Below are 26,095 nucleotides of genomic sequence, written 5' to 3' on the forward strand. Positions count from 1 at the left end.
ATCGATAAATACGATAAACCAAATGCTTATTTTTCCTTTAAAGGCTGAATGTAACACCTTACACGAATGCAGGTTGTCAAGACTTCGTAGGGTCAGTTCCCTCCATCTTTCTTTATAAGCCGATCGAAATATGGTTGCAAAGCTATAAACTTTTAGTCTATAAAACAAGTAGACTTATGGTTTTTTAATGATAATTTTTCAAAATTTAATATAAATTTTAATTAAAACCTGCTAATATAAATAGTTATGAAAAATTACCATTTTCACAAATATGACAAATATCATTAAAAATAACTCAAACCTACATTAGTCCTAACTTTTCCCTCTTAAACCACTTCTTGTATAAAAACTGCTGACCTCTCTCGTATGAATAGATCAAAAAAAAGAGCTGCTTTTACAAGCAACTCTTATCACGCACATCATATTATCTTAACATTAATATAATCTTTGAATAGAAATATAAACTTCCAATGTGTTATCTGCAGTACTGGAGTCTGTTGTAGTATTTCCATTCCCATTACTTACAGTAGATTTATTATCAATACGCAATACATAATATACTCTAAACCATTTATTATCCACCGTAGTTACATCAAAGGTCACGGTCTCATTTCTCGCTTGTGTAAGATAAACCCCATCATCAAATTCAGCATAATTATCTGGAGAAATTAAAAGGTTAGCCCCATGTGAGTCCCCTGTATGGGTTGAAACTTCTGAAACCCATACCTTTACATCTGAGGAAGTAACATTATAAAGACGAGGTGCCATATTGGTAGTAGCATTCGTTCCGTCAAAAGCTCTTGGTGCAGTTATGAAAGCATCAATCCTAAACGTCTTATTCAATACCGGAAGATCAGAAAGGAAATCACTCAACAAAAAGAAGTTGTTTTACGTGGAATTGATCCATGGTAATACAAAAGCTCACCTGGAGAAATTCCACCTCCTGCCCCAACTGTTGCAGCACATGTCTGTCCTCCGATACTCAATGGAAATGTCGTAGTAACAGGGCTTGTGACCGTAGGAACTCCTGATATTGTATAGCTTAGAGTTCCCGAACCTGTATTAAAATTACCAGGTGACAATGTTGCAGTAAGTCCATTTACAGGTCCCACAGTCTGAGCACCATATACTCCTCCGTTTCCTCCTGTATACGGAACATTCATTGTACCCGTGTAAGAAACTCCGGCCGTATAACTATTTGGAGAAAGTGTAACCCCGTTACATACAATACTTTCTACTTTTCCAGGAGCAAGAGATCCGTTACTAAAGATTCTCCATTCAGTACCGCTCCAGAAAACATATCCTGTATAAACAAGTCCCCCAGTTCCTAAATTGTATACCAACAACCCGGTTGCAGGTGAGGGGATTGTAACCTGATCTGTCTGAGAGGTAAGTGCTACTTTGGGTCCCAGTAATCCTTTTTTATTTCCTGATGCAAGGCCATCTACATTGATGTCTAAAATTGCAGAGGCATTCGGTGTGGTAGTGCCAATACCTACATTCCCAGTGGAGGTTACAACAAAATCATTGGCTTGTTGAAGCAAAGTCGGAGTTCCAGTTGCCGCATTATCTTTTGCACCATCTACATGGAAAATTCCCTGAGGATTTGAAGTATTAATTCCAACCTGCGAATACATAGATACAAAGGCAAAACCCGCAATCAGTAAAATAATTTTCTTCATAATAATTTTTTTAAATTCATTTGTATTTTATATGGACATTTGTGTTTTATGCTATACTGCTCGTTTGAAATAATTTCTGTGCATTTTTTTAAATACTTTTTTTCTATAGTTCTTATAAATCTTTTTATATTTAGTATTTTCTTTTAAAAAAGAAGAACCTTCATTAAAAATATTTTTTAGTAAAAATCTACTCCGCAAAAATATTTTAATTAATAACTCAAAAAAACAGAATATTAAATGAGAATCCCGAAAATGACTTAAGTAAATATTAATGTTTGAAAATCAGATATTTAAGAAAGTCATTTACATGAAAATCATTAAATATCCCAAAATAACTAGATTATTGAATGAATATAAAAGATGAAAAAATAGAAAAAATAAAAAAAGAACTAATGGATAGGTATATTCTTCTTATGACTATCATCCTAGGAATTTATGCCATCGCTTTCACTTTTTTTATTCACAATAATACCATGTCCTGGTATATCTCAGGAGGGGCAATATCATTAGGACTCTTTTATTTATTGGTAAGACAAAAGTTCTCTATCAATACCCTTGTACATCTATATCTAATAACAGCACCTATATACAGCTTTTATGTAATACTCGCATTCTGGAATAACTCTGTCATGAACTTTTGCTGGCTGCTGCCTATTCCTTTAGGCGCATCTGTATTCTTCTCCAGAAAAGTAGTTTTAAGATATACACTCTATAGTCTGTTTCATATTGTCATAGTTTCTATTATTGCTAATAATTTTTCTTACAATTTCCCTCAACACACTCAACAACAAATTCTATTCTCAGATATAATTTTAATCACCTCAAATATTTTAGTTGTGGCTCTGCTCCTTTATTACAAGGACAAAATCGGAAAACAGGAGGTATTATTACAAATTAAACAAATTTCAGCAGACAAGTCTGAACTAAAAAAGATAAAAAAAACAGAGATTTTATCAGAAAACACTGATATTGACCATGAAAGTATGGAGAAACTTTTTGCAAGAATCGAAACATCCATGATAGAAAATAAGCTTTTCAAAGATATTAAATTTAACCTCTCCGCATTAAGTGTTGCCCTTGATGTTAACAGTTCTTATATCTCCAAGGCAATTCGGTATAAGGGATATCCTAATTTCAATACCTATCTCAATATATATAGAATAGAACACGTAAAAAAGCTTTTCAACGAAATTGATTTTCAAAAAGCAACTTTAATGTATGTCTATACTGAAGCCGGATTCTCTAACCAATCAACATTCAATAGGGTTTTTAAACAGATAGAAGGGATTACTCCTTCAGAATACATCCAGCAAAACTTAAAACCAGGTGACACTCATAGTGAATAGAAATATTTATCTTTGGGTAAATTTTTTATATGAAAGTTTTGATTATAAATGGGCCTAACCTTAATTTACTAGGCACCCGGGAACCTGAAATCTATGGAACTGTTTCCATGGAAGCTTATCTAAAGAACTTACAATCTGAGTTCCATACTCATGAAATAAGCTACTATCAATCCAATATCGAAGGAGAGCTGATCAACAGGCTTCAGCAAGATGATTTTGATGCAGTGGTAATCAATCCAGGTGCTTTCACTCATTATTCTTACGCCATTGCTGACTGCCTGAAGAATATCCGAAAGCCTAAAGTGGAGGTTCACATCAGTAATATTTACAAAAGAGAAGAATTCAGACAGAAATCTGTTACAGCAGCCAATACTGATGCAGTTTTATCCGGATTTGGAATGGATGGGTATAGACTGGCGATATTGAGTTTAAAATAAATTCCCATAAATCTCACAGATGACACAGGTTTTTTATCTGTGAAATTTTTGCTATCTACGGAAAATATAAATAAAAAAAGCCCCATCAATGATGAGGCTTTTCTGTATTTATAAATAATCTGATTAGATAGTTTGTTCCTGTAATTGAGGTCCTGAAGCAATTAATCTCTTACCTTCTTCAGTATCGCAATACTGTTCAAAGTTTTTGATATATCTTGAAGCAAGATCTTTTGCTTTCTCTTCCCATTCTGAAGCATTTTCATATGTATCTCTAGGATCAAGGATGCCTGTAGAAACATTTGGAAGTTCAGTAGGAATTTCAAGGTTCATGATTGGAACCTGAGTTTTAGGAGCATTATCGATAGATCCATCAATGATAGCATCAATGATAGCTCTTGTGTCTTTTAGAGAAATTCTCTTACCGGTACCATTCCAACCAGTATTTACCAAATAAGCTTTAGCTCCGTGTTCTTTCATTTTTCCGATCAATGTTTTAGAATACATTGTTGGGTGTAATGTAAGGAATGCTTCACCAAATGCTGGAGAGAAAGATGGTTGAGGCTCAGTAATTCCTCTTTCAGTTCCTGCTAATTTAGAAGTATATCCACAAAGGAAATGGTATTGAGCCTGATCTTCATTCAGGATAGAAACCGGAGGAAGTACTCCAAATGCATCCGCAGAAAGATAAACAATCTTTTTAGCATGTCCTGCTTTAGAAGGCAATACAATCTTGTTAATATGATAGATTGGATAAGAAACTCTTGTATTTTCAGTGATAGATCCGTCTGTATAATCTGCTACACCATTGTTAACAACAACGTTTTCAAGAAGTGCATCTCTCTTAATCGCAGCGAAGATATCTGGTTCTTTTTCTTCTGATAAGTCGATAACTTTAGCATAGCATCCTCCTTCGTAGTTGAATACTCCATTATTATCCCAACCGTGCTCATCGTCACCGATAAGGTATCTTTTCGGATCTGCAGACAATGTAGTTTTTCCAGTTCCTGAAAGTCCAAAGAATAAAGCAACATCACCTTTCTCTCCTACGTTAGCAGAGCAATGCATTGAAGCCATACCTTTTAATGGAAGGTAATAGTTCATCATAGCAAACATCCCTTTTTTCATTTCACCTCCGTACCAAGTACCACCAATGATCTGTAGTTTTTCAGTAAGGTTGAACATGATGAAATTTTCAGAATTCAATCCTTGAGCTTCCCAGTTCGGGTTTGTTGTTTTAGAACCGTTGATTACTGTGAAATCTGGTTCTCCAAAGTTTTCAAGCTCATAGTGAGAAGGACGAATGAACATATTAGTAACAAAATGCGCCTGCCATGCTACTTCTACGATAAATCTTACTTTAAGTCTCGTATCTGCATTCGTTCCGCAGAATGTATCTACTACATAAATCTTTTTAGATTCAGCAAGCTGGTTCAGCACTAGTTCTTTACAAGACCCGAAAATTTCTGCTGTAGTAGGTAGGTTTACTTTACCATCCCAGAAAATTGTATCTCTTGTAACATCATCCTGAACAATATATCTGTCTTTAGGTGAACGACCTGTGAAAATTCCTGTTTTTACTGATACCGCGCCCGATTCCGTAAGTTCCGCTTTCTCAAACCCCTGATTTTCAGGAGAAACTTCAGCCTGGTATAATTCTTCATACGAAGGGTTATACACTACTTCATAGTTTCCTTTAATCCCTAATTTCTCTAAATCCTGGATGATTTTAGTGTTTTTCATTTTACTTATATTTTCTATTTCTTTATTGACTTCAACAAAAATAATATTAATTATTTGTTAAAGGTGGTTTAAATATACTGATATAAGTCAGAATGACAAATAAAAAAACCGGATCGTAAAATATTGATTATAAATCAATTATATTTTCCCATTCAAAAATAGTGGCGAAACCTTTCTCCCAAAAATAGTCTTTAAAGCCCCCAAATTTGGCACTTAGCACAAAATCTCCACCCCATGCACCCAAACTTTTGACAAATACAGGGCAATCTGAAAATAATTTCTCCTTAACTGTAGGAATTTCAATAAAATCGGAAATTTTCTGTTCATGAATCATCATTAATTCAGAAAAACTTTCCAATTCATTGCATAATAAAATTTTCTTTGTGATATCTGAAAACTCATTCACCAATTCCGGGGACTTCTTTTTTGATTTATAAAGATTGATTCCTTCCCGACTATCCTGTTTTTGATTTAAATGAATAAAAATCAATTCATTCTTAAAGGATGGATTGAAATCTACTTTCTCATATCTGATCTCAGGTTTGTTCTGAAAAAGAACTGCTGACTTTTCTTTTGCAACCGCAATATCATAGCCGCTCCCTCCCAAGCTGATCGTATTTAAATAAAAAGGATCTATACCAGCCCATTCTGAAAGATTATTCATTAATGTTGAACTGCTTCCTAGACCATAGTCAGCGGGAAACTGAAGATTTGTTTTTAAGTGATAAGTAAAATCGTTCTTGAATTTTGTAGTAGAAAGCTGCTGAACATTTTTTAATGTTTTTAGAATGAATTCAGCGCTTGATGGAATATTGGCTTCCAGAATCTGCCATGTTTTATAATCAATGACAGCTTTTAACCACGGTTTATTCTGATGAAGTGCTTCCCAAAGAATCAGAGATTGATGATCATCTTTTTCTTCAAAGAAAAACTCTTGTCCCAGCCGTGTAGGTACCGCTAAGACAAGAGCTCCATCAATTGCGAAATATTCTGAAGTAAGCATAAGCTTGCCCGGTGAAAATATCGCGCTCATATTTTTTTATTAATTAGATGGCAGAAGTAGATTCTACTGATCCGTCAATTTTTTTGATTAATCCCTGAAGGGTCTTTCCTGGACCAACTTCCACGAAGTTAGAGGCACCATCTTTAATCATATTCTGTACAGACTGAGTCCATTTTACAGGACCTGTAAGCTGATCGATAAGATTTTGCTTAATCTCATCTGGATTTGTTACTGCTGTAGTAGTGATATTCTGATATACAGGAATAGTAGCTTTTCTGAATTTTGTATTTTCAATAGCTGCAGCTAATCTCTCCTGAGCTGGCTGCATCAATGGTGAATGGAAAGCTCCGTTTACCGGTAACAACAAAGCTCTTTTTGCTCCTGCTTCTTTTAATTTCACACAAGCTTCCTCCACTGCAGAAGTTTCTCCAGAGATTACTAATTGTCCTGGGCAGTTATAATTTGCAGGAACTACAATTCCATTGATCTGTGCACAGATTTCTTCAACTTTAGCATCTTCAAGACCTAAAATAGCTGCCATTGAACTTGGATTGGCATCACAAGCTTCCTGCATCGCTTTAGCTCTCTCGGAAACCAATTTCAAACCATCATCAAAAGATAAAACGCCATTAGCGACTAATGCTGAGAACTCTCCTAAAGAGTGTCCTGCTACCATTTCAGCTCCAAGACCGTTTACTGCTTTTAATGCTGCTACTGAATGAATAAAAATTGAAGGCTGGGTAACCTCTGTTTTCTTAAGATCCGCATCTGTTCCGTGAAACATCATGGAAAGAATATCGAAACCTAAAATTTCATTGGCAGATTCCATCAGATCCTTAATATCTTTTCTAGAATCATACAATTCTTTTCCCATTCCTACGAACTGAGAACCCTGCCCTGGAAATACAAGTGCTTTCATGTATTGAATTAAATATTATGCAAATATAACTATAATGTTAACAATATCTTTTACACAAAGATAAATATCATCTAAGGAACTAACCTGATTACTCTGTACCCTGTGTTTACATAAGCACCGTTTGCCTTAGATTTTACAAACTCAAATTTAGTTGCCAGCTGAGTCTGTACTTTATTCATTTGTTTGAAGATTTCTCCTTTTCTGTTTTCTCTTGTCAACATATCATTAACAACATCAAAACCTACGATAGCATATTTTGGCGGAGTCTTGCAGTATTTACTTTTATAAGCTGCCAGAATCTCTTTCTCAAAGCTACCATCTGTGTTGATTTTTCTGTCCATCAGATAGACCAGACTTGCCTGGCTCAAATCATCTACTTTCTTCTCGAAAACCGGAGAGTAGAACATACTGAATGCTTTCACACCCTGTACTTCTTTAGAAAGGGCAATCACTTTATTAGCAAAAGCTTCTCCCATATCATCATTAGCTAAAACAGCAATAACCGGAGCAGACTGCCCAGTCATCATGTTTTGATCCAACTGAATATCAGCCGGAGAGTTTACAATAACAACATTAGGATTTTTCACAGCCTTCTCAAGCCCTGACTTGATGTAGTTGGCATTTTCTTTTTTAGCATCTGCTACTACATATATTTTTTGATCTGAATATACTGATTTAACTTCTTCTACAAGCTTATCTGCATAGGTTTGATTGTTCGTTTCAACGATAATCAAATTGCTATAGTTATACAATTCCGGTGTATTGGCAAATGGTGCTACTACAGGAATTTTTTGATTTTTAGTAAAGTCTAATACATCAATTACATTGGACTTAAAGAATGGCCCAATAATAAGATCTGTATTTTCAGGATTGATCTGCGTAAGAGAGTTTTTGAAAGAAGCTTCATTTCCGGAATCTACCACTTTGATGTCCAGTTTTTGCCCTCCTCTTGCATTTCTTTCAATAGCAAGCTTAGCACCTGTTAAGAAATCAAGAGCCATTCCTCTGTATTGGGTTTCATTGGTACTGTAACCAAAAGGAAGCATCAGTACTACACTTAGTGCTTCACCGTTTTTCTTAACATATACCGGATCCTGTTTTTTGATTTTCAAAACCATTCCGGATTTTAATCCTTTTGAAAGGTCAGGGTTAAGAGCGATCAATTCATCGATGCTTACTCCAAATTTATTCACAATGGAGAACACAGTATCTCCCTGTTGAACGGTATAGGTAACATAGTCATCATCAACCGAAACATTATTAGAAACCGTTGAAGAATTCTCATTCCCCGAATCCACTTTCGTTTTTGAATTGCTTGTTTCCGCTACAGATTCTGTAGCTGATCTTTTTATTTTGATGGTATCACCAGGTTTTAATCCTTTTTCTTCTAATCCTGGATTTAAGGCATAAAGATCCTGTTGACTGATCCCAAACTGTTTGGTAATTCTATAATAATTATCTTTAGCCTGAATCACATAGGCTTCTCCTTCTGCAGCAGGTGTAGTAGATACAGCCGTTACTGTTTTTTCAACTGCCGTCTCTACAGGTTTTGCTACCGTTGCAGTTGTTGCAGTTACGATAGGCTGATCACCCCCATATTTTTTGATACTGGCAAGAGGTAAAGTAATCTCATCCCCGATTTTCATATGAGAATCCAGTTCAGGATTTAGTTTTCTCAAATCAGTTTCAGAGATTCTGTATTGTTTTGTAATCCCGTAGATTGTTTGCTTAGGCTGCAAAATGATTTTTCCAACCGAAGTTCCCGCAATAGTGCCAACTTTTTCAGGCACTACAGTTTTAGGAGCAGCCGGAGCTACAGCCTTCTCTGTCTTTACGGCTAAAACATCTCCAATAGCCAGTTTGCCATCTTTGTGTTTAGGGTTTAGTTTCAGCAATTCATCTACAGTCATTCCATACTTCTTTGCAATGTTGTAAGGGTTATCACCTTGTACAACGGTATGCGACTTCTGGGCTGAAACTCCCAAAACCATACATAAACTGGATAGAATAAAAAACCTCTTTATCATATTCGATAATTATAATTTACAAAAATACTTCTTTAAAATTAAATGGCAACAATTATTAATTTGGAATCTTGAACCACCATCTCTTCCAAACAATTTTCAAGCCATGGATAGCCTTCATCCGAAAAGAATACGCTAAAGTTATACACTCTTTCCTGCCATATCTTGGAAGGGTGTACATCTAAAAACAGATTTTCAAGTCTTTCCAATAATTCATTCTGCTTTATTTTTTCAGCATGAAGAAGACGTTTTTTCATCCTTTTAAATGATTTCAGTTGTCTCACTTCTTCTGCTTTTACCATATTTCCAAAGGATTTCTCTGTAGTTTCAGCAGATGCTCTTAACTCAGCAAAATTGCTAATCAGCATTTCTTCTTTGCTATCCAATAATTCTAAAATAGGATTATCCTTTACAATCTTTTGGTTGGTAATCACCGTAAAATTCTGGAAGAAATCTTCTATTTTAAGATCCAATCTTTCAATTTTCTTCAATGTTTTCTCTTTCAGAAAAAGCATAGAGTTTCTTGGAATAAGGATTGGGAAAGGAATATTTAATTTTGAGAAATAATCTTTCAGTTCCAGCCAATACATGATTTCGGCATTCCCTCCGATATAGGCAAGATTAGGCAATACTTTTTCCTGATATACAGGACGCATTAAAGCATTCGGACTGAATTTCTCAGGATGATTTTCAAGTTCTGCAACAATCTCTTCTTTAGTAAATTGGATATCTGTATCTACAACAACATATTTCTGTCCATTAAAATCAATTCTGTCTCTCGTTTCAGAAAGGTAAAATAAATTAATTTCACGAGGGTTCACCTGAACTTTCCCATATTTTTCAGTCAGGAAATCGACTTTATCTTTTGAAGTTTTATGTAAACTAAAATGAAGCAGTTCGTCTTTAAAGACCTCTTTAATTTGTTCTTTAAGTTCTCTTGAATCTCCATCCAATATTAATAATCCGAATTCAGCAAAGAGACGATTGACCAAAATCTGGATTGCCTGTGTTAAAGTATTTCCAACTTTATAAGCCTCTTTCAGCATTAAGATCAATTCTGTACCGAACACAGAGTCTTTAAATTCTTTCTCAAATTCAGAGATAAAATAAGTATCATTAATCTTAATTCTGCCTACAGGGCCACCTGATTTTTCATTGATTTCATAATAATGATTCTCCGTTTTGAAGTGGTTGATCTCGGCAAAATCATGATCTTCAGAAGCCATCCAATACACAGGAACAAAATTAAAATCCGGAAAATGTTCTTTCAAATAGGTACATGTTTTGATCGTCTGCAAAATTTTATAGACAAAGAAAACAGGTCCTGAAAACAGATTCAGCTGATGACCGGTAGTAATGGTAAAAGTATTTGACAGTTTTAGGTTATTAAGATTCTCTTTCTGCTTCGAAGAAAGAGAAAAATCTGATAATTGCTTTGAAAAAGCATCAAATAGTATATTCCTCTGCTCTGAAGAAAAAGAATCTTTTTTTAAATGGATCTGCTGGCTGAAGTGCTCTACAGAAAATGTTTTATTTTCAAAACCCTCAATATTCTGATTCAAAAAATCTTTTACCAATTGAGGTATGCTTGCTATATCATTAAATGATATTTTATTAATTGTTTTCAACCTGTATCATTTTTAGTTGAACAAATACCACACAATTCCGATATTCAGTCTGAAATCGTACACCGGATAATGTGGAAATACATAAGCTTTGTTAGTAGAAATAACGGTTCCTATCTGCTGTCCTTCTATAAAGAAAAACATCTTTTTCACCTTCATATTAATATATAAATCGGCAATAGGCTGCCCTCCAATAGCGAATGAATCTTTACCAGCAAGAACATATTCATTAAGAACCGGAAAGTATTCTCTGGAATTAAATTTAGAGAAATAATACACTTTAAGTCCTGCCTGAATTTCTGCTGCCTTTTTAAATGCTTGTGTTTGGTAGAAGAAATTTGCCCTTCCCACGAAGCTTGGCATTGGAAGTAGGTTTTTATTGGTTAATGCATTTTGGAAATGCAACCTTGTATTCAAATGGAATTTACCGTAGCTGAAAGTCGCATCCCCTCCGATCTGAGAGATATTCATTGAATTCTCACTTTGCTTTGGAGCTTTATTACTGTCAAAGTATGTATAATTATCAATTCTGAAGTAGTTAGCAAAAAGTTCTGTTTTAAACCATTTCAGATTAATACTTCCGCCAAGTTCCATCACAGATTGATTCTTAGCATTTTCAAGATAATAGTTGAAATTATTATAAACAGAAGTATTCAATAAGTAGTTGAATGATGGATAAGCACTCTGGAAGTTCACCTTTGCATTCACAAAATAATCTTTTATTGGCTCGAACTTCAGATTGTTTGTTGTTCTCAAGTAACTTTTAAACTGGCTTCCGTTTGAAAATTCAAGGAATGAATTCAGCTGAACCTTGTCCCAAAGTTTCACCTGTAGATTTCCCACAGCTCCAATTCTGCTTTCTTTAAGTTCACCAGGAAAAGGTACACCATCAAGAGCCACTATATTATTTATTCCAAACTTAATCATCTGATAGCGTACTCCGGCATCTAGCTTGAATTTTTCATTATTAAAAACCAAACTCAAAGTATTACTCAGATTGCTGGAGTACTTTTTCGTTGCTAGAGGAAAGCCATTGACTAAATCAGTAGGAACCTTATACCAATACCCTTCCAATCCTCCTTGAGTATAATAATATTTATTCCCTTGATGGAAAATCGTATGTCTGATACTGAATGGGAATTTTTCAGCATTGAATGGCGTAAACTGATGACTCAGATAATATCTTCTGTAGGCAAATTGCGAAGTCGTTGATGCCAGATTAACCTGAGCGTTTTGTCTGTTTTTATAATTGCTGTCTCCACTTTGAAATAAGTCATCTTCGGTAATCCCACCACTCTCCTGATTATTAACATTCTGATGAAGGTAGTGTGCAAAAAGTTCATAGTTCCCACTTTTGGAAACATAATGCCCGGAAAATATAGTATTATTATTTGCTGCCAGGGAATTTCTATAAAGTCCTTGTGAACGGAGTCCCATATATTCTAGCGCAAAATTGAATCTTTTACCAATATTCTGAGTGTAGGTAGATCTTAATGCAGCTCCGTTTCTCATCGCATTGTGATAGATAAATGTTGCAGTAGGTGTTTTTACATCGTAATACTTTACATCATTTGCACCTATAATCATATAAGATTTATTGGAAGGCAATAAAGATAGATTTTGCTCAGCATTCACTTCAAACACCAATGGATTAAATCCTGAGCCTATATTAGCTGGCTGTACCCTGCCAAAATTGTCATTGTTATTATATTGAGAGAAAATATAAGTTTTATCAAAAGTCATGACTGTATCAAAAACTTTCTTTTCTGAAAACTGAGTCTGATACAGGTAATCATTGATGGTAGGTTTGAAAATTTTCAAGGAATCTTTCTTTCCAGAGTCTATGACCAGAGTATCTTCCGGTTTCTTGGATGTTTTGGTTTCTTCAGTTTTAACAACCTGTGCACTGGCAGCGAAGCCAAAGAAAGTGATTATGAAAAGGATATACTTCATTATTCATTATTGTTCAGCAAAAATAAGAAATAATAGTAAATAAAAGAGCCTGCCACATTTATGCAGCAGGCTTTTACTTTATACATTCATCCTATAGGATTTTTAACAGTGCTATTTATTAATAAAATCGAACAATTTTACTAAGTCTTCTTCTCTATTAAAGTTAATCTTATTGGATTTAGCAAATTCCTTTACACTTTTAGCATCTAAAGAAAGTTCCTCTGAAAGCTCATCTACGTTTTTAGGCAATTTGTAGTAAGTATTATCTTTTGAAACAAGATACACATCTTTTTCTTTTGCATAATAATCATTAGCATCTTTTGCAAAAGCATTTACAGACTTTTCTCCTGACATCAGTTCTACTTTTTCACGCTTAAACAATCCATATTTAGCATCTTTTTTACTTAATAGTACAAGATATCCAAATTTATCATTCCCCATATAGTTATATTTTTTAACGATATAGGTTTTTTTCAATGATGGGAAAACAATAGTTAACCCTTCTGTTTTATCAGCATAATAAGTGTCTTTCTTGTCGAGGTATTCCATTTCATCTGCATAAGCATTGTAACGAAGATCCTGTACATTCTTAGAATATCCATCAATCGTTACTTTTTCAAAGTTTTTACTATTTGTATATGGATTTCCATCTATTTTATATTCACCGCTTTTAACTCTTTTTCCTCCCAATGTAAAGATCTTATCACTGGACATAAAAACATTTTCATTGCCTGATTGTGCATAGGTACTTACTGCAGCTGACAATAAAAATAAGGATAAACAAAACTTTTTCATATTATAAGATATTGATATTTGTAAAGATACTACATTTTCGAATCAATTTTACAAAAAAAACCGCTATTAATAGCGGTTTTTATATAAAATACTTATTTAAATTTTAAAAGTATTATTGGAAGTTATCATACCCTTGATTTCCTTTAACAGCACCAACGTTAGTTTCTGATAATGGAATAGGGAACGCATTTAGGAATGGATCTGCACTAGCACCTGCAGGTCTAGGTACAGCATCTCCCCATCTTCTAAGATCCCATTGTCTTAAACCTTCACCAATAAGTTCTCTTGTTCTTTCTTCTTTTAACATATCCATATCTACAGAAGTTACAAGAGCTAATTGTGCGGCAAGAGTGTGAGTAACTCCAGCATCATCTTTATACTCAGTCCATCTGTTTGATACCAATTGCTTATAATATTCAAGAGCTGTAGCAGGATTACCCCCTTTAAGCTCTGCCTCAACACCGTCAAGAAGAATTTCTTCAAAACGTAGCATTTTTATATTGTCAGATCCTGTTATATTCAGATATTTACCCTTATCACCAGCAGAGACATACAGATCACCTTCCAATTCTGTAAAAAACTTCAATCTTACATCACCAGGATTATATAAGTCAAGAACTTCTGGATTTACAACGACATTTCCATATCCGTCATAATTAATTTTATAGGCGTAAGAATCGGTAGAAAGAGATCCTGTATTTCCTACTGCCAATTCAAAAATTGAATTGGTAGCAGATCCATTCATTTTAAATGAATATGAATCCTGAAGACCTGACGCCGCTACTACTTCATAAGCCTTAAGATCTACAACATATTTTACTAAATCTCTAACTTTAGCATAATCGCCTTTGTACAGATAATATCTAGCCATTAATCCTTTTAATGCAGCTACAGATAGATCTGTTTTACTAGTAGTTCTATTATTAGCTGTCATTAGTTGCTCTGCTTTAGCAAAATCTGCTTCAATTTGAGCTTCTGTTTCAGCAATAGTACTTCTACCTTGCTTAGCTCTTGGATCATACTTTAGAGGTAATACAACACCTAAACTTGTTGGTGCTCCAGTATACTTTTGTCCATATAAGCGTAATAAATCAAAGAAACCTAAAGCTCTTACTGCATAAGCCTGTCCTTGTATAAAGTTTGCAGAAGGTTTATCACTAGCTTTAAATCCACTGATATCTGTATTAATCACAACATTCGCTGTTGCTACTGCTCTATAAATAAAAGTCCAAGTATTCTTCGCATATGCGTCTGAAGATATCTGAGTGTAATTCATTACGTTAACATAATAACCACTCGCAAGATTACTATACATTTCATCTGATCTCACCTCTCCGTATGCTAAGAAATCACAACCATAATAAGTTTTATCTCTCATTACATTAAACATACCTCTTGAAAACGATTCCAATTCCTGAATCGTTGTCAAAGGAGCTTGCTCCACTTCCTGGTTGAATTGTCTTTCTACAAAATCATCACTACATGAGACATTTACCATTAAAAGCCCTAGAGATAATAATGCTACTTTTAATATTTTATTTTTCATTTCTTCTAATTTTTAAAAACTTAAATTAACACCAAATAAGAATGATTTCAATACTGGTAAGTTTAGATCCGAGAATCCAGAGATATTGGTTTCAGGGTCATACTTCAGATTCTTATCAAATCTATAAGTCCAGGCATTATTAGCCATCACATAAACTTTAACAGAGTTAAGACCAGTTCCTTGAAGGAAATCACTATTAAATGTATATCCTAAACTTGCATTACTTAAACGGATATAATCACCTTTATATAGGAATCTTGTTGAAGCTGAGTTCGATCTCTTATTTCCACCGATAATTGGTTTTGGATTAGATGCTCCGGTATTCGTTGGAGTCCAGTAATCACCTGTTACATCGTATCCAGGATAACTTGATGTGTATTGTCCATCAGAGTATAAATAAGAAGCCCAGTTATCAAAGATCTTACCTCCAAAGCCATATGTAAACTGTGCATCAAGCGAGAATCCTTTATAAGAAAGGGAAGTATTAGCCCCTCCAAATACATTGCTTAAGAAAGACCCTTGTACTGCTTGTCTAGCTTTGTTATAGTTGTTAGTTGTTTCTCCATCCACACCATTTACATACCAAAGAGGATCTCCGTTATTTGGATCTACTCCTGCCCATTTTCTTAAATAGTAAGTTCTGGCCCCTTCACCTACTCTAATTGTTTGAGTTGAAGTATCAACATTTCCACCATATAATTCTGTAACCTCATTATGTAATGTTGATAAGTTAAATCCTACAGACCAGTTAAATTGGTTTCTATCACCTCTAAAGATATCTCCATTGACAGCAAATTCGAAACCTCTGTTTACTAATGAACCAATATTTTCAACAACATAGCTATTGAAATTCGGGTTATTTCCTTCAATTGGATCCATACCTCCTTGAGCTGCAGATAATGGAATATTGTAGATTAGATCCTTAGTTTTCTTGTTATAATATTCAGCAGTAATTGTCAATCTATTCTTAAAGAAACCTAAATCAAATCCAACGTTAAAAGGATTTACAGTTTCCCAAGATAAATTAGGACTGAATACTCTATTAATAACAGCAGCAGCCTGATCGTCATAATTCGTTGTATAAGAATATGTAGCATATGGATTTGCAGTGATCTGGTTACCTAATTTACCATATGATGCTCTAAACTTCAATAGAGAGATAGCCTCAATATTTTTAATCATATCAAAACGTGCTACATCTAAACCAACACCTACAGACCAGAAGTTACCTGCTTTTTTTCCAGGAAGGAATTGAGAAAGGATATCTCGTCTATATGATGCATCAAGCATTACTAACTTATCATAGTCATAGTGCCCCGTAACAGCATATCCATAACGAGATGAGATGTCTAATTGTCCATTATATCCAAAAGGAACAACAAAATTTTGAAGTGTCTGAAGTGTTGGAGTACCAACAGTGATTCCAGTTGCAGTTAAATATTTGTTGTCTTTTTTATAAGCTTCCTGAATTAATGAAGCTCCAAAATTATGACGGTCAAGTCTATAATTAAAGTCTAAGATATTCTGTACGTTGAAGTTAAAAAATCTGTTTACACCAGATTGCTTTAGCCCACTATAAGCTCTACCATCTCCGTGTAATGGATTCCAGTATTGTTCCTCCTCCATGTTAATGTATTCAGGAGAGAAAACAAATCTATAGGTAAGATTTTTTAATATTTTATACTCAACATTTAAGTTTGCAAAAGCTCTGAAAGTTCCAGCACGCTGATAGTTCATTTCTTGAAGCGCAGCCGGGTTAAAGTTACCATTACTTAACCTTCCATTCGATGCCCCAAGATAAAGGCTTCCATCTGGGTTTCTAGCAAGGTCAGTTGGTCTGTTAAAATATTGAGCAAGAATAGGGTTTGAGAAAGCTCCTCCAGCAGCCAATGTACTAATTTTTCCATAAGAAACCTGGAAGTCTGTACTAATTTTTAACTTATCAGTTGCCTGGTATGCAATTTTATTTGTAAAAGCAAGTCTATTGAAGTAAGAACCTTTAACAACACTTTCCTGGTTGAAGTAGTTGAATGAGCTATAATAAGTAAACTTTTCATTTCCCCCTGACACATTCACATCAAGATTCTGTTGATATCCTTTCTTTTGAGTTGCTTCTTGCCAATCAGTATTCGTTGGGTTTTTGAAAATATTAGCTAAACCTGTTCCTAAAGCGCCATTGGCAATTTGCTCTACAGTAAATGTTTTACCTTGTTGGTTTGAATATGCAGCAGCTAAATAACTTTTCCAGTTTGGAGAAGTGAAAGAAGGTTGTCCTTCTATAGCTCTGTCATTAAAACCACTATTGAAAGATGCGTTAAATTTCGCTTTTCCTTTTTTACCTGATTTTGTCGTAATAACGATAACTCCAGCTCCTGCATCAGCACCATAAACGGCAGTAGAAACAGCATCCTTAAGTACAGTTACGTTTTCAATATCATCAGGGTTTAATCCAGCAAGAGCATTGGTAGTTGTATTTTGCTTTGAAATATCTCCTGAAGAAACTCTTACCCCATCAACAATATAAATAGGTGAAGACACTCCATTAATTGAAGAAATACCACGAACACGAACATTCGTCATACCCCCAGGCTGTCCTGAAGCAGCACCTGTCTGTACCCCAGCTACTCTACCTTGTAACATTTTATCGACAGAAGCAACAGGAACATCCTCAATTGACTTAGCAGACATGGTACTAACAGCACCTGTCATTTCCTGAATTGTCTTTTTCTGACCGAATCCAACCATTACAACCTCTTCAATCTGAGTTGCATTAGCCGTATCTTTTTTGTTGTCTGTGCAAAAGCGGCTTGCCCCAAAAAGAACAACGCTCCAGCACTTAATACACGTAGTTTAACATTCATATTAACAAATTTTAATATATTTTAGAGGCAAATATGTTAATAAATATTAACACTAGCAAATTTTATATGCACAGATTAGTGATTTTCATTCACAATACAATAGAAAGACCCCTATCAAAACAGAAAGATTCACAATATTTATACGTCTTTATTATTGAAAATAAAAAATAAACCTATCAAAAAGGATTTAACAAATAATAATTCGATGTAAAAAAAATTATTTATAATGAATCTAAATTATAATAGTGCTAATTTTCAACTAAATACATATTTAAAATAAAAAAAATTAACCAGTTTTAGGGATATACAGAGTTTTATATAACACATTGCAAATTTCTATTTTTTAACCAAAAATGCTACAAAGCAACTCTTTAATAACGCTAATCTTTCTTTACTTAGAAAAAATTATTTTAACATCTTTTCATTTTATCTCAAACAGATACTGTAGAAAAGAAAATTTTTCATGAAACAGCTTAGGTACAGATTTCAATTTCAACCGCTAGCAAAAAAATAAGCCATCTTATTAAGATGGCTTATTCTATATACTTATATACCTGACTATTATTTCAGCTTTTTCTTAACAGCTACTTCTTCGTAAACTTCAAGAATATCTCCGATTTCAATATCGTTATATCCTTTTAAGTTAAGACCACATTCGTACCCTTTTGTTACTTCTTTAACATCATCTTTGAAACGCTTCAAGCTTTCAAGCTCTCCATCGAACTTCACAATACCATCTCTTAACAAACGTACTTTAGACTGTCTTGTCACCTTTCCTGTAAGAACCATACAACCTGCAATTGAACCTACTTTAGAAATCTTGAATACCTCACGGATCTCAACATTACCAATTACCTGCTCCTGGATTTCCGGAGAAAGCATACCTTCCATCGCTTCTTTTACTTCATCAATTGCTTTATAGATTACAGAATATGTTCTGATCTCAATTTCCTCACGGTCGGCAAGTTCTTTCGCATTAGCACCAGCTCTTACATTAAATCCAATGATAATAGCATCTGATGCTGCCGCTAAGTTGATATCAGATTCTGTGATCTGTCCAACACCTGAGTGAAGGATTTTCACGCTGATTTCTTCTGTTGATAATCTTTGTAACTGATCAGAAAGTGCTTCTACAGAACCATCCACGTCACCTTTAAGGATAATATTCAATTCTTTGAATTCTCCTAAAGCAATACGTCTACCTAATTCTTCAAGGGTTGTATGTTTTTTCGTCCTGATAGAAAGTTCTCTCTGTAACTGCTCTCTCTTATTAGCGATCGCTTTACCTTCACTTTCGTCAGTGTAAACACGGAATTTATCACCAGCTGTAGGTGCCCCGTCTAAACCTAAGATTGTTGCAGGAATCGAAGGTCCTGCCTCTGCAAGATTTTTCCCTCTTTCATCAAGCAATGCCTTTACTTTACCGTGATTTTTACCTGCTACTACATAGTCACCCACTCTTAATGTTCCGGTTTGCACCAACATCGTTGCTACATATCCTCTTCCTTTATCAAGAGATGCTTCGATAACAACTCCATTCGCTGAACGGTCCGGATTAGCTTTTAGTTCAAGCATTTCTGCCTGTAATAAAACTTTCTCCAACAATACGTCTACATTATTACCGAATTTAGCAGAGATTTCCTGAGCCTGAACGTTTCCACCCCATTCTTCTACTAAAACCGGCGGGTTTAATCCAGAAAGTTGCTGACGGATGTTGTCAGGATTTGCATTTGGTTTATCTACTTTGTTGATCGCAATAATCATTGGTACTCCTGCAGCCTGAGCGTGGGCAATTGCTTCTTTTGTTTGTGGCATTACATCATCATCAGCAGCAATTACGATAATTGCGATATCTGTGATCTGAGCACCTCTTGCTCTCATCGCTGTAAAAGCCTCGTGACCTGGTGTATCTAAGAATGTAATTCTCTGACCATTTTCCAGTTTCACATTATAAGCCCCAATGTGCTGAGTAATACCTCCTGATTCACCTGCAATTACGTTAGTTTTTCTAACATAATCCAGTAATGAAGTTTTACCGTGGTCAACGTGTCCCATTACAGTAACTACAGGAGCTCTTGATACTAAGCTTTCTTCGCTATCGATTTCATCTTCTGCATCTGTATCCTCAAGATCAGCATCAGAGAATTCAATTTTATATCCGAATTCATCGGCTACTAACAATAAGGTATCAGCTTCCAGTCTTTGGTTCATGGTAACCATTACCCCAAGGGAGAAACAAGCAGAGATTACTTCAGTTGGAGAAACGTTCATTAAGCTCGCTAATTCTCCTACCGTAATAAATTCTGTTACTTTCAGCGTTCTGTCTTGTGCTTCAAGCTCCTGCTGACGTTCATCTTGCTCTCTACGGAAAGTTCTTTTATCTTTTCTGTGTTTTGCAGATTTAGATTTACCACCTTTATTGGTAAGTTTTTCTAAGGTTTCCTTGATCTGGTTTTTAACTTGCTCGTCAGTTAATTCAACTGGCATCACTCTTTGACCAGGTCTGTTGTTTTGACCTCCTTTCTTAAATCCACCCCCTTGGCCACCTGGACGGTTTCCACCTTGGTTATTTCCGAAACGGTTTCCACCTTGACCACCTTGACCTTGCGGACGATTTCCTTGTCCACCCTGTCCCTGGCGGTTTCCACCTTGTCCACCACCATTATTATTGTGCGGACGGTTTCCACCTTGGCCACCTTGGTTATTATTTCCAGAGTTTTGATTGTTTCCACCTTGGCCTTGGTTATTCTGACCTCCGCCTGGTTTTTCAATTCTCTTTCTTTTCTTTTTAGCACCAGCTCCTGGTTTTGGTGCAAATTGAGTTAAGTCAATTTTTTCACCTACGATCTTAGGACCGTCCAGTTTCTGATAAACAGTTTCAATTTTTTGAGGTTCCTGATTTTCAGGTTCAGCATCCACTTTTGGAGCTTCTATTTTTTTCTCTTCTACCACTGGTTTTGGAGTTTCTTTTACAGGTTCTACCGGTTTTTCTTCTTCTTTTTTCTCCTCCATTTTTGGTTTGTCTTTTTTCACAGGTCTATTTCTAGATTCTATTTGAGACAAATCAATTTTATCCAAAACTTTAAATTCCTGCTTTTCTGGAGCTGCTTTTACTTCCGGTTCTTCTTTCACAATCTCTTCTTTCTTTTCTTCAACCGGTGACGCTACAGGAGCAGCAGGGGTTTCTTCAACTTCAGGTTTTGCAGGTTCTAAATCTATCTTACCTAAAATTTTAGTTTCTGGTTTATTTGCTTTAGCTCTTATCACTTCAGGGGTTTTCTTCTCTTCAATTTCCAGTTTTTCTTCTGGAACTTTAGTGATCACCACCTCATGGGAAGCTTTTCTTTGTTCGCCATCTTTAGCAAACTCAGCTTCCAATGCAGAATATGCCGATTCTTCCAATTGAGCGTTAGGATTGCCTTCAACCTCGAAACCCTTTGAGTGTAAAAACTCTACTAATCTGGACATCGAGATGTTGAATTCCTTAACCGCTTTATTTAATCTAATTTTTGGCATCTATATTATTTACTGTTTTTTAATTTTTAAAATTAAAGTATTTCCTTTTACTGTCTTATTAAGATTTATTTACCTCTTAATCTTCAAATTCTTCTCTCAGAATACGTTTAACCTCTTCAATTGTTTCTTCTTCAAGGTCAACCATATTTAAAAGACTCTCAGTCTCTTTATCCAATACTGATTTTGCAGTTGTAAGTCCTACTTTCTTAAACTCATCCAAAATCCACTGCTCGATATCGTCATTAAATTCTCTCAATTCAACATCGTCATCCTCGCTGGACTCTCTGTAAACATCTATTTCATATCCTGACAACCAAGAAGCCAGTCTGATATTTTGTCCTTGTTTTCCGATTACTTTAGAAATTTCTTCAACAGGAGTATAAACTAATGCATAGTTAGCATTTTCGTTGATATCAATTTTGTTAACAGTTACATTTCCTAAAGCTCTCTTCACCAAAATCTCAGGGTTTTTAGACCACTGAATAACATCGATGTTTTCATTTCTCAACTCTCTTACTACCCCATGAATTCTGGATCCTTTAACACCTACACAAGCTCCTACAGGATCAATTCTGTCATCATAAGCATCTACTGCGATCTTCGCCTTTTCTCCTGGGATTCTTACTACCTTTTTCAAGATAATCGTTCCGTCCTGGATTTCAGGAATTTCCAGCTCTAATAATTTCTCTAGGAATTTAGGTGCAGTTCTGGAAATAATAATCTGCGGTTTTGAACCTTTAAAATCTACTGTCTCAACAATAGCTCTGATATTCTCACCTTTTTTAAAGAAATCGGATGGGATCTGGTTTTCTTTTGGTAAAATAAATTCGTTTCCTTCGTCATCTAGCAAGATAACATGCTTGTGACGGATGTGGTGAATTTCACCTACAACGATTTCACCAATTTTGTCTCTAAACTGTTCGTACAGCATCGCATTATTATGCTCCTGAAGTTTTGTAGCCAGGATTTGCTTAAGGGTAAGAATATTTCTTCTTCCCAACTGTGCAACAGGAATTTCCATTGTAAAGTCCTCACCTACTTCGAAGGTAGGGTCAATCTTCTTCGCTTCAGAAATTTCAATTTCCAAATCATCATCTTCAGACATTTCGTCCTCTACAATTGTTTTATTTAAAAATATCTGAAAATCCCCTTTATCCGGGTTTACAATCACATCAAAGTGGTCATCTGAATCGAATCTTTTTCTCAAAAGAGTCTTCAGTGAATCTTCAATAATTGCCATAAGATCAATCTTACTGATCCCTTTTTCGTCTTTAAAATCACCAAAGGATTCAATCAACGCTATATTATCCATCTATTCTTTTTTCTTTTTTAAAATTTAATTACTACTAATGCCTTTTTAATCTCAGAGTAAGCAATCTCTTTCTCCTCCTCCACATCTACTTTCCCTTTTCCGATATCTTTCGGTTTACGGTAACGCAGAACAAGTGTGATTTTCTCTTCATCTACTTTTGACAACTCTCCTTCAATTTTAGAAGAATCCTCCAGCATCACTTCAATCTCTCTTCCTATGTTTTTATTGAACTGTCTTGGTGTTACTAATGGCTCGCTTAATCCCGCAGACATCACCTGAAGGCTGAAATCATGTTCTTCACGATCCATATTGAATTCTATAGCACGGCTTGCATCAAGGCAGTCCTGTAAAGAAACTCCATTATCACCATCTAAAATCACTGTAATATCATCCCCTGCAGAGATCTTTAGATCAATAAGAAAAAAGATCTTTTCTGGTCTCAAGGAATTCATTTAATAATTCTTCAATTCTTTTTTTAAACTCCATACATTCTTTTATCTTGATTTACAGTACGAAAAAAGGCTTTCTTGCGAAGCCTTCCCATTTTTTCCGTAAATCCATTGCAAATATACGCTTTTTTTCCAAAAATGCAAAATTATCTTATTATCAAGCAAATAGAAGGAAATTCATTTACATTAAATTAAAGAAGCAGATGAAGGTATTTTTATTACTTTTGTCTTTGAATTAAAAAAACAAACATTTTGAATATAACGATTGTAGGAACAGGTTATGTAGGATTAGTTACGGGAACTACCCTTGCGGAACTTGGCAATTCAGTATACTGTGTTGATATTGATGAAAAAAAAGTAGAAGGTATGAAAAACGGCATAGTTCCCATCTATGAGCCGAATCTTGAAGAGATGTTTCTTAGAAATATCCAGTCTGAAAGATTATTTTTCACTACCAATTTAAAAGAAGCTTTAGATAAAAGTGAAGTGATTTATCTGGCATTACCAACTCCTCCAGGAGAGGATGGCTCAGCAGATCTTTCTTATGTATTGAAGGTCGCCAATGACATTGGAGAAATGATGACCGAGTATAAGGTTGTTGTGAACAAAAGTACTGTTCCTGTAGGTACTGCTGACAGAGTAAGAGAGACCATATCGTCTAAAACAAACATCCCTTTTGATGTTGTTTCCAATCCTGAATTTTTAAGAGAAGGCTTTGCCGTTGAAGATTCCATGAATCCTGCAAGAGTAGTTGTAGGAGCAAGTTCTGAAAGAGCGAGAGATATTATGGCTAAAATTTACCAGCCATTTACGAATACCGGCATTCCGATTATTTTTATGGATGAAAAATCATCGGAACTTACAAAATATGCCGCCAATTCATTTCTGGCAGTAAAGATTACCTTTATGAATGAAATTGCTAATTACTGTGAAAAAGTAGGTGCTGATGTAGATAAAGTAAGATTAGGAATGGGTAGTGATGACAGAATCGGACACAGATTCCTATTCCCAGGCATTGGGTATGGTGGAAGCTGCTTCCCTAAAGACGTAAAAGCTCTCATAAAATCCGGAAAACAGGAAGATTTCAATTTCCAGATTCTGGAAGCTACTGAAAATGTGAATACTTCACAAAAAGTAATTCTTGTTTCTGAAATTGAAAAATATTTCGGCGGAAATATAGAAGGGAAAAAGATTGCAATGTGGGGTCTTGCCTTCAAAGCCAATACAGATGATATCAGAGAAGCCTCTTCTTTGGACAACATTGCTCTTCTATTGGAAAAAGGAGCAACAGTTGTAGCTTATGATGCAGTTGCCGAAGCGAATGTTCAAAAACTTCTGGGAGAAAAAATTCAATATGCTAAAGGAATGTATGATGCACTGGAAGATGTAGATGCTTTATTTATTGCTACAGAATGGCCGGAATTCAAAAATCCTAATTTTGAGCTTATGGCTAAAAAAATGAAAAATAAAGTTATTTTTGACGGAAGAAACATGTATCCGTTAGAAATTCCAGAACAAAACGGATTCTATTATAAAAGTATAGGTAGGAAAACAATTACAAAATAAAGAAATGAAAAATATCATTATTACGGGGGGAGCAGGATTCATCGGATCCCATGTTGTAAGAGAATTTGTAAAAAACAATCCGGAAAGTATGATCATCAATCTTGATGCACTTACTTATGCCGGGAATTTAGAAAATCTAAAGGACATTGAAAATGAGCCTAACTATGTTTTCGAAAAAGCAGATATCACAAAACCAGAAGAACTAAGAAAAGTTTTTGAAAAATATAATCCGGATGCAGTTGTGCATTTGGCAGCAGAAAGCCACGTTGACAGAAGTATTACTGATCCAATGGCTTTTATCAACACCAATGTAAATGGAACAGCAAATCTTCTAAACCTTTGTAAGGAGTTCTGGACTTTAAACCCGGACCATACTCACGGAAGGTTCCCCGATGAAAAAAGAACAAATCTGTTCTATCATGTTTCCACTGATGAAGTATACGGAAGCTTAGGAGAGACAGGATTTTTCCTTGAAACAACTTCTTACGATCCTCAATCTCCATATTCCGCTTCAAAAGCAGCTTCAGACCATTTGGTAAGAGCTTATGGAAATACATATGGAATGCCATTCATTGTATCTAACTGTTCAAACAATTATGGACCAAACCATTTCCCAGAGAAATTAATTCCACTTTGTATTTCTAATATTATTAATGAAAGACCATTACCTATTTACGGAGATGGGAAATATACAAGAGACTGGCTATTTGTTATTGATCATGCGAGAGCTATTCATCAGATATTCAATGATGCTAAAACCGGAGAGACTTATAATATCGGAGGATTCAACGAATGGCAGAATATCGATCTTGTAAAAGAACTGATCAAACAAATGGATGCTAAATTAGGAAAACCGGAAGGTTATTCTGAAAAGCTAATCACTTTTGTAAAAGACAGACCTGGCCACGATAAGCGCTATGCTATTGATGCCAATAAATTAAACAAAGATTTAGGCTGGAAACCATCTGTAACATTTGAAGAAGGATTAGGAAAAACCATCGACTGGTATCTTGAAAATAAGGAATGGCTGGAAAATGTAACCAGCGGAGATTATCAAAAATACTACGAAAAACAGTATAACTAAAGAACAAATACATAGTCATCAGCCATTTCAATTGTTGATGACTATGACATTTCATTATATAGTTCATTCTCCTATAATATCAGTTATACCAGATAAAAATCTAAAAGAACTGATAAGCTTCATAAAAAGATTGTGACCATTTTTCAAACTCAACTCAATCTTTTAAGGAACTATTGATCTCAACATCAAAAACAATTGGACTATACAATTAGAGAATACCAAATAATAAGAAAAAAG

17 protein-coding genes, 1 pseudogene and 1 riboswitch are annotated in these 26,095 nt (G+C 35.0%); of the genes and pseudogenes, 4 read left to right on the plus strand and 14 right to left on the minus strand.

What is annotated here, in order from left to right; all coding sequences use genetic code 11:
• Window positions 1–23: 23 nt before the first annotated feature.
• Window positions 24–121, minus strand: a riboswitch (SAM riboswitch).
• 314 nt (window positions 122–435) lie between these two features.
• Window positions 436–873 (minus strand): hypothetical protein, encoded by a 438-nt coding sequence (locus tag H5J24_RS21375; protein ID WP_232815846.1) that lies wholly within the window; start codon window positions 871–873, stop codon window positions 436–438.
• Complete coding sequence (locus H5J24_RS21380; protein WP_232815847.1) at window positions 870–1,682, minus strand: hypothetical protein; 813 nt, start codon at window positions 1,680–1,682, stop codon at window positions 870–872. The genes H5J24_RS21375 and H5J24_RS21380 overlap by 4 nt, the downstream gene beginning before the upstream one ends.
• 392 nt (window positions 1,683–2,074) lie before the next feature.
• On the opposite strand from H5J24_RS21380, the gene H5J24_RS21385 reads away from it, so the two are divergent.
• Window positions 2,075–3,028 (plus strand): helix-turn-helix domain-containing protein, encoded by a 954-nt coding sequence (locus H5J24_RS21385; protein ID WP_167386958.1) that lies wholly within the window; start codon window positions 2,075–2,077, stop codon window positions 3,026–3,028.
• Between the two features lie 29 nt (window positions 3,029–3,057).
• A complete protein-coding gene (locus H5J24_RS21390) occupies window positions 3,058–3,465 on the plus strand; it encodes a type II 3-dehydroquinate dehydratase (RefSeq protein WP_068940412.1) in 408 nt (135 codons plus the stop codon).
• 123 nt (window positions 3,466–3,588) lie between these two features.
• Here H5J24_RS21390 and pckA read toward each other — a convergent pair whose 3' ends face one another.
• From pckA to rimP, 12 genes and pseudogenes are all read right to left on the minus strand, one after another.
• A complete protein-coding gene (pckA, locus tag H5J24_RS21395; protein WP_068940413.1) occupies window positions 3,589–5,205 on the minus strand; it encodes a phosphoenolpyruvate carboxykinase (ATP) in 1,617 nt (538 codons plus the stop codon).
• Window positions 5,206–5,332: 127 nt separating this feature from the next.
• A complete protein-coding gene (locus H5J24_RS21400) occupies window positions 5,333–6,238 on the minus strand; it encodes a GYDIA family GHMP kinase (protein ID WP_068940414.1) in 906 nt (301 codons plus the stop codon).
• 13 nt (window positions 6,239–6,251) lie between these two features.
• The gene (gene fabD, locus H5J24_RS21405; RefSeq protein ID WP_068940415.1) at window positions 6,252–7,127 is read right to left on the minus strand and encodes an ACP S-malonyltransferase; all 876 of its coding nucleotides are present in this window, start codon (window positions 7,125–7,127) and stop codon (window positions 6,252–6,254) included.
• 71 nt (window positions 7,128–7,198) lie between these two features.
• Window positions 7,199–9,154 (minus strand): LysM peptidoglycan-binding domain-containing protein, encoded by a 1,956-nt coding sequence (locus tag H5J24_RS21410; protein WP_068940417.1) that lies wholly within the window; start codon window positions 9,152–9,154, stop codon window positions 7,199–7,201.
• A 38-nt stretch (window positions 9,155–9,192) separates the two neighbouring features.
• A complete protein-coding gene (bshC, locus tag H5J24_RS21415; RefSeq protein WP_068940418.1) occupies window positions 9,193–10,779 on the minus strand; it encodes a bacillithiol biosynthesis cysteine-adding enzyme BshC in 1,587 nt (528 codons plus the stop codon).
• 12 nt (window positions 10,780–10,791) lie between these two features.
• Entirely contained in the window at window positions 10,792–12,729 is a 1,938-nt protein-coding gene (locus tag H5J24_RS21420; protein ID WP_068940420.1) for a putative porin, read from the minus strand.
• A gap of 111 nt (window positions 12,730–12,840) precedes the next feature.
• The gene (locus H5J24_RS21425) at window positions 12,841–13,524 is read right to left on the minus strand and encodes a hypothetical protein (RefSeq protein WP_068940422.1); all 684 of its coding nucleotides are present in this window, start codon (window positions 13,522–13,524) and stop codon (window positions 12,841–12,843) included.
• A 112-nt stretch (window positions 13,525–13,636) separates the two neighbouring features.
• Window positions 13,637–15,070, minus strand: a complete 1,434-nt coding sequence (locus H5J24_RS21430; protein WP_068940424.1) for a RagB/SusD family nutrient uptake outer membrane protein — start codon at window positions 15,068–15,070, stop codon at window positions 13,637–13,639.
• Between the two features lie 12 nt (window positions 15,071–15,082).
• A complete protein-coding gene (locus tag H5J24_RS21435; protein ID WP_232815848.1) occupies window positions 15,083–17,815 on the minus strand; it encodes a SusC/RagA family TonB-linked outer membrane protein in 2,733 nt (910 codons plus the stop codon).
• A 677-nt stretch (window positions 17,816–18,492) separates the two neighbouring features.
• Entirely contained in the window at window positions 18,493–21,447 is a 2,955-nt protein-coding gene (gene infB / locus H5J24_RS21440) for a translation initiation factor IF-2 (RefSeq protein WP_068940427.1), read from the minus strand.
• A gap of 76 nt (window positions 21,448–21,523) precedes the next feature.
• Window positions 21,524–22,759, minus strand: coding sequence for a transcription termination factor NusA (gene nusA, locus H5J24_RS21445; RefSeq protein ID WP_068940429.1), 1,236 nt, complete (start codon window positions 22,757–22,759; stop codon window positions 21,524–21,526).
• A 17-nt stretch (window positions 22,760–22,776) separates the two neighbouring features.
• A pseudogene (rimP, locus tag H5J24_RS21450) lies at window positions 22,777–23,245 on the minus strand (ribosome assembly cofactor RimP).
• A gap of 215 nt (window positions 23,246–23,460) precedes the next feature.
• Between rimP and H5J24_RS21455 the strand changes: the two are divergent.
• On the plus strand, window positions 23,461–24,774 hold the full coding sequence (locus H5J24_RS21455; RefSeq protein ID WP_068940433.1) for a UDP-glucose dehydrogenase family protein: 1,314 nt from the start codon (window positions 23,461–23,463) through the stop codon (window positions 24,772–24,774).
• 4 nt (window positions 24,775–24,778) lie between these two features.
• Window positions 24,779–25,858, plus strand: coding sequence for a dTDP-glucose 4,6-dehydratase (rfbB, locus tag H5J24_RS21460; protein WP_068940435.1), 1,080 nt, complete (start codon window positions 24,779–24,781; stop codon window positions 25,856–25,858).
• The last annotated feature ends 237 nt before the right edge of the window (window positions 25,859–26,095 follow it).

This window comes from Chryseobacterium capnotolerans, assembly GCF_021278965.1.
GTDB classification, from domain to species: domain Bacteria; phylum Bacteroidota; class Bacteroidia; order Flavobacteriales; family Weeksellaceae; genus Chryseobacterium; species Chryseobacterium capnotolerans.